The organism is Gemmatimonas sp. (assembly GCF_044376735.1).
GTDB lineage: Bacteria > Gemmatimonadota > Gemmatimonadetes > Gemmatimonadales > Gemmatimonadaceae > Gemmatimonas.
Map to the genome: position 1 here is coordinate 1 of NZ_JBILKJ010000149.1, position 6,308 is coordinate 6,308.

Annotated in this window: 6 protein-coding genes; 5 read left to right on the forward strand and 1 reads right to left on the reverse strand. The window is 67.7% G+C overall.

Going from position 1 to position 6,308, the window contains the following annotated elements; translation table 11 throughout:
* The 5 genes from ACIRA7_RS13995 to ACIRA7_RS14015 form a co-directional block, all read left to right on the forward strand.
* A partial coding sequence (locus ACIRA7_RS13995; RefSeq protein WP_396221464.1) for a hypothetical protein occupies positions 1–928 on the forward strand: 928 nt, incomplete at its 5' end.
* Between the two features lie 55 nt (positions 929–983).
* On the forward strand, positions 984–2,315 hold the full coding sequence (fahA, locus tag ACIRA7_RS14000) for a fumarylacetoacetase (RefSeq protein ID WP_396221465.1): 1,332 nt from the start codon (positions 984–986) through the stop codon (positions 2,313–2,315).
* A gap of 37 nt (positions 2,316–2,352) precedes the next feature.
* A complete protein-coding gene (locus tag ACIRA7_RS14005) occupies positions 2,353–3,738 on the forward strand; it encodes a cytochrome ubiquinol oxidase subunit I (RefSeq protein WP_396221466.1) in 1,386 nt (461 codons plus the stop codon).
* On the forward strand, positions 3,735–4,790 hold the full coding sequence (locus ACIRA7_RS14010; protein ID WP_396221467.1) for a cytochrome d ubiquinol oxidase subunit II: 1,056 nt from the start codon (positions 3,735–3,737) through the stop codon (positions 4,788–4,790). Before ACIRA7_RS14005 ends, ACIRA7_RS14010 begins: the two co-directional genes overlap by 4 nt.
* A gap of 37 nt (positions 4,791–4,827) precedes the next feature.
* Positions 4,828–5,523 carry a response regulator gene (locus ACIRA7_RS14015; protein ID WP_396221468.1) on the forward strand — a complete coding sequence of 232 codons (696 nt, stop codon included), beginning with the start codon at positions 4,828–4,830 and terminating at the stop codon, positions 5,521–5,523.
* Here the strand turns inward: ACIRA7_RS14015 and ACIRA7_RS14020 are convergent.
* The coding region (locus ACIRA7_RS14020) for an acyl-CoA dehydrogenase family protein (RefSeq protein ID WP_396221469.1) at positions 5,492–6,308 on the reverse strand (817 nt) is incomplete at its 5' end. The two genes, ACIRA7_RS14015 and ACIRA7_RS14020, sit on opposite strands and share 32 nt — an antisense overlap.

The window sequence follows — 6,308 nt, forward strand, 5'->3', positions numbered from 1 at the left end:
TCCGCCGCTCACCGATCGCGCCTCCCGTATTCTGATGGAGGGGCTCGTCGATTACGCCGGACTCTATGCGCCGGCCTCGCTCGCCATGCCCAACGCGGTGCGCAACTATGCGCATTACCGAGCGGCTGGATTCGGCTGGATCCTCGGGCGTTTCATCTGTCCGGCGCCGTCGCTCGCACTGTTCTCCGAAACCGCCGATCCGCTCTTGCCGCGCGACGCCGGCGCGATTCCATGGTACCTCGCCGTAACCGCCAGCCCCGATCTCGCCGGCGATCTCGCGGAGATCGCCGCCTTCAACGAGCGGCACCGCGTCTGCTTCGAGGAGTGTGGCGCCAAGGTCGACACGTACGAGATCAAGGCCTCATCGGTTGGCGACATTGCGCGCATCGCCGACGCGACGCCGCGCGACCTGCGCACGTTCATCGAGATCCCGCTCGATGGGGACGTCGACGCGTATGTCGCCGCGATCGCGCACGTCGAACGCTGTGCCAAGGTGCGCATGGGTGGCACGACCGCCGACATGATGCCATCACCCGAGTCGGTCGTGCAGTTCTTCAGGGCGTGCATCGCGCACGGTGTCACGGCGAAGGCCACCGCCGGCTTGCATCATCCGCTGCGCGGTGCCTATCGCCTCACGTATGCCCCTGACGCGGCCACCGGTCGCATGTACGGTTTCCTCAATGTGGCGCTTGCGGTCGCGCATCTCGAGAGCGGCGGCAGTGATGCCGAGGCCGTCCAGTTGCTCGACGAAGCCGACGCCGGGCGCATTGAGTTCAGCGATCTGCACGTCGCGTGGCACGGGCCCGTCCGCACACTCACCTTCCCGCGCACCGCGCTGCAGCAGATGCGCGCGCATGGGTTGGTGAGCGTCGGATCCTGCTCCTTCACCGAGCCGGTCGACGAATCGCGCGCCCTCGGCTGGTTCTGAGCTCACGCGCCCGCCATCGCGAGCGGCGCTCCGCCCCACACGCTAGACTCCCCGCATGTCGATCGATCCAACCAACGACCCGGCGCTGCGCTCCTGGGTGCCGACCGCCAACCTGCGCGGTGCGGATTTCCCGATTCAGAATCTGCCGTTCGGGGTGTTCCGTCGGGCAGGTACCCGCGAAGCGCCGCGCGTGGGCGTGGCCATTGGAGCGTCCATCCTCGACGTGGCCGCCTGTCTTGCTGCCGGCCTGTTCGACGAGGACAGCGCCGCGCGCCACGCGGCGACGGCCTGCGCCGTGCCGACCCTTAACGAGCTGATGTCGCGGGGCGCACCGGCCCGCCGCGCGCTGCGCAACGCGATCTCCGCGCTGCTCGCCGATACGGCGGCCGTGCATCGCCGGCAGATCGCCGAACATGCGTTGGTGCTGCAGGCCGATGCCGAGCTGTTCCTGCCGGCCCAGATCGGCGACTACACCGACTTCTATGCGTCGGTGCACCACGCCACCAACGTCGGGTCGATGTTCCGCCCCGACAACCCGCTGCTGCCCAACTACAAGTGGGTGCCCATCGGCTATCACGGGCGCGCGTCCAGCGTCGTCGTGTCGGGAACGCCGGTGCGCCGCCCCATGGGGCAGCGCAAAGGTCCCAACGACGACGTGCCATCGGTCGGCCCGTCGCAGTCACTGGATTATGAGCTCGAACTCGCTGCGTTCGTCGGCACCGGCAACGCACTGGGCGAGTCGATTCCCATGGAGCAGGCCAACGACCACCTGTTCGGGCTGTGTCTGCTGAACGACTGGTCGGCGCGCGACATTCAGGCGTGGGAATACCAGCCGCTGGGGCCGTTCCTCGCCAAGAATTTCGCCAGTACGATCAGTCCGTGGGTGGTTACCCTCGAGGCGCTCGAGCCATTCCGCCTGCCCTTGGCGCCGCGCGCCTCGGGCGATCCGGAACCGCTGCCGTATCTCACCAGCCAGGACGACCGCGCGCGCGGTGGCTTCGGGATCACCGTGGAGGTGTGGCTGCGCACGGCGCGCATGCGCGAGGCCGGTGAGCCCGCGGTGCGACTCACGCAGGGGCACGCCACCGATCTCTACTGGTCGATGGCGCAGCTGCTCGTCCATCACGCCAGCAGCGGATGCAACCTCCGCCCCGGCGACCTGCTGGGCAGCGGCACGATCTCCGGTCCGTCCAAGGACTCCCGCGGCTGTCTGCTGGAGCTCACGTGGCGTGGCGCCGAGCCGCTCACGCTCCCGAACGGCGAGACGCGCCGTTTCCTGGAGGACGGGGACGAGCTGGAGCTCACGGCCTTCGCCGAGCGCGAGGGGGCCGTGCGGATCGGCTTCGGGCGCTGCGTGGGCACGATCCTCCCCGCCGTCAGCCGCTGAGGAACGGCGGTGCAGCCTCGGACATTCGTCGAATACGATGTCTGACCTGCTCTTTGCCCGTTCGCAGATGGCCATGTCGTTGGCCTTCCACATCATCTTCGCGGTGGTGGGGGTCGGAATGCCCGCCCTCATGGTCATCGCCGAGTGGCGGTGGCTCACGTCGCGTGACCCGCTGCACCTCGAACTGGCCAAGCGGTGGGCCAAGGGCACCGCGATCCTCTTCGCGGTCGGTGCTGTGTCGGGCACCGTGCTGTCCTTCGAGCTCGGTCTGCTCTGGCCCACGTTCATGGAGCACGCCGGGGCGGTGATCGGCCTGCCGTTCTCGCTCGAGGGCTTCGCCTTCTTCACCGAAGCCATCTTCCTCGGCATCTACCTGTATGCCTGGAAGCGCATTCCCCCGCGCGCGCACTTCGCGGCGGGGGTGGTGGTGGCGGTCAGTGGCGCGCTCAGCGGCGCCTTCGTGGTGTGCGCCAATGCCTGGATGAACGCGCCGGCGGGCTTTCGCCTGGTGAACGGGCAGGTCACCGACGTCGATCCGATCGCCGCCATGTTCAACGCCGCCGCCCCGTCGCAGATCGTGCACATGACGCTCGCCTCGTTTGCGGCGACCGGGTTCGCCGTGGCGGGCATTCATGCCTTCGCACTCCGTCGCGGCACTCCGCATCGTGCGTTTCATCGCGCCGCGCTCCAGATCGCGCTGTGGGTGGGGCTCCCCGCCGCGTTGGTGCAGCCGTTGTCGGGCGACTGGAGCGCCCGCAGCGTGGCGGAGCGGCAGCCGGTCAAGCTCGCGGCCATGGAAGGGCATCTCAAAACGGGCCCGGCCGCCTTTGTCATCGGCGGGTGGCCCAATGCGCAAACGCTCGAGCACACGGGGGCCATCGAGATTCCCGGCGCGCTGTCGTTCCTGCTGCACGGCGATCCGAACGCCGTCGTGCAGGGCATCGACGCGGTGCCACCCGACGAGCGTCCGCCACTCGCCATCGTCCATCTCGCGTTTCAGATCATGATCGGCTGCGGCTCGGTCATGGCCGCGCTGTCGCTCTGGGGGGCGTGGCGGTGGTGGTGCCGGAAGCGGGGACGCGGCCTCGCTCTCCCCGACGACCGGCGCTTCCTCACGGCCGTCATGCTGGCCGGCCCGCTTGGCTTCCTCGCGCTCGAAGCGGGATGGACGGTCACCGAAGTCGGACGTCAGCCGTGGATCGTCCAGGGCATTCTGCGCACCGCCGACGCGGTCACCCCGATGCCCGGGCTGGTGGTGCCGTTCGTGTTGTTCTCCACGCTGTATGTCGGCCTGGCGGTCGCCGTCGTCTTCCTGCTCTGGCGTCAGATCATCAAGACGGGCGTGTCGGCCATCCCGATGGGACTCACCAGTGAACTGCCGATCCCGACCCCCGGATCGGTCGCGCGTTTCCCAACGTCGTGATATCCGCCGCCGCAACGGATCTCACCTGGACGCTGCCGCACGCGGTGGCCGGCACCATGGTGCTCTCGCTCAATGCCTACGTGTTGCTCGGTGGCGCCGATTTCGGCGGCGGCGTCTGGGATCTCTTCGCCCGCGGCAAGGATCGCGACGCACAGCGTACGCTGATTGCCGACGCCATCGGCCCGATCTGGGAAGCCAACCATGTGTGGCTGATCCTCGTGGTCGTGCTGATGTTCACCTGTTTCCCGAAGGCCTTCGCCCACTTCGCGACCGAGCTGCACATCCCGATCACGGTGATGCTGGTCGGCATCGTGCTGCGGGGGTCGGCGTTCACCTTCCGCACGTACGACAGCAAGCGCGACCACGTACAGCGCCGGTGGGGTCGGATCTTCTCGGTCGCGAGTCTGCTCACGCCGGTCATTCTCGGCGTGTGCCTCGGCACCGTCGCCAGCGGCGCCGTGCCGATCCGGTCCGTCGCCTCGCTGCGCACCGTGAGCTTCGTCGAACGGTTCGTCGACCCGTGGGCGCGGTCGCCATTCCCGTGGGCGGTCGGCCTGCTCACGCTCGTGCTGTTCGCCTTTCTCGCGGCGTCGTATCTCACCGTCGAAGCCACCGATGACCGGATGCGCGACCTGTTTCGGCGTCGAGCCCAACAGTCGCAGGTGGTCCTCCTGGTCCTCGCCGTGATGACGCTGGCGATCGCCCGCGCCGGGGATCCACTGCTCTTTCAGGGGCTCACGCAGGGGCGTACCGCGCTGCTGATGCACGCGGTGACTGCCGTCGCGGCGACGACGGCGTTTTGGGCGCTCGCCACGCGCCACTTCCAGGTGGCGCGTCTGGCCGCTGCCGCGCAGGCCAGCTTCATCCTCTGGGGATGGGCGTGGACGCAGTATCCGTGGATGCTGCCCCCCGATCGCACCATCACCGAACTGGCGGCGCCGCGCATCACGCTCGCGTTGACACTTGGAGCGCTGGCGGTGGGCACGATGATGCTCTTGCCCAGCTTTGTGTACCTGTTTCGCGTCTTCAAGACCCGCGAGGGTGGCGAGTAGCCCTCGCGTTGTCGTCCAGGCAGGCGCAAATTGACGCATGCGCCCTGACCTGATTCGCGTGGTGTTGGTGGATGACCACCAGATTGTTCGCGCTGGACTCAAAGCGGTCCTCTCGACCGCGAAGGACATCACCGTCGTCGGTGAGGGCGGCACCGGCAGAGATGCCCTCACCCTCGCGGAGCGGGTCGATCCGCACGTGATCGTGATGGATCTCTCCATGCCCGACATGGATGGACTGACCGCGACGCGTGAGCTCCAGAAGGCGAATGCACTGCGGACACCCACACCGGGTGAGCCGATGACGCGCCGTGTGCTCGTGCTCACGATGCACACTGAAGACGAACATCTCGTCGCCTTGCTTGAGGCGGGTGCCGGTGGCTACCTGCTCAAATCGGTGGCCGATCGTGAACTCGTCGACGCCGTTCGCACCGTGGCGGCCGGTGATGTCTATGTGCAGCCCACCGCGGCCCGTGCGCTCGCCCGTGGGTTGGCGCGGCGCGATGGCAACGCGGAAGAGCGCACCCGCTTCGAGAAGCTCACCGACCGCGAGCAGGCCGTGCTCAAGATGGTCGCCGAGGGATTCACCGCGCCGGAGATCGGCGAGCAACTCACGATCTCTCCGAAAACGGTGGACACGTACAAGCAGCGGATCGGCGAGAAGCTCGGGCTCTCGCATCGCAGCGACTACGTGAAGTTCGCCCTCAAGCTGGGTCTGCTGAAGAACGACGAGTAACCGCGCGTTCCTGCTCGGCCTTGGTCAGGCTCCACGCGGGAAGCGGCGGCACGGCCACGTCCATCAGCGCGTCGCTCGAGCCGTAGCCGTGCTCTGCGCGGATGCGCGCCGCAATGTCACGACGCAGATCGTCGATCGCCTCGCCCGCGTCGCCATCGAGTTCCATCCGAATCGCCCGAAAGCGACGGCCCGACTGGATGCAGAACAGATCGGTGAGTGCGATCTCCCGCGCGCATGCCTCGGCACCATGCTCATCGATCAGGCGCTGCGTCCGGGCGATCGTGGTCGTCCGCGCGTACAGCTCGATCGCCATGTCGGCCAAGCGCTCCACCACCAGCTGGCGGTGCAGGATCGCCTGCTTGTGCGTCATGACCATCTTCTGCGTCGCGGCGGCGAGGGCGGCCACGTGCTTCTCCACGAACTCGGCGTGCCGGCGCAGCGACGGGTGAATGGTGACATCGAACCGGTCCTTCCTGCCCAGCGCCGATGCCACGCGATCTGCCGCGTAACTCGACACCAGCACCCAGTTCTGGATCGGGTTCTTCAGCGCGCCCGCCAGCTCCTTCAGCTCCTCGGCCGGCCCCTGAATACCATTGAGCCCGATGAACAGGCGCAGGACTTCGTTGGCGCCTTCGAAAATGCGATTGATGCGCGCGTCACGCAGATAGCGCTCGTACGGCCACGGCTTCACGAAACCACGACCGCCGGCCAGCTGCACGAGTTCGTCGGCGGTGCGCCATACGAGTTCGCTGGCGAACACCTTGGCGCACGCGGCTTCGAGTGAG

What these genes read in the sequence shown, in the direction of transcription:
- fahA (WP_396221465.1), top strand. Translation starts at nt 984, where the DNA reads ATGTCGATCGATCCAACCAACGACCCGGCGCTGCGCTCCTGGGTGCCG.
- ACIRA7_RS14005 (WP_396221466.1), top strand. Translation starts at nt 2,353, where the DNA reads ATGTCTGACCTGCTCTTTGCCCGTTCGCAGATGGCCATGTCGTTGGCC.
- ACIRA7_RS14015 (WP_396221468.1), top strand. Translation starts at nt 4,828, where the DNA reads ATGCGCCCTGACCTGATTCGCGTGGTGTTGGTGGATGACCACCAGATT.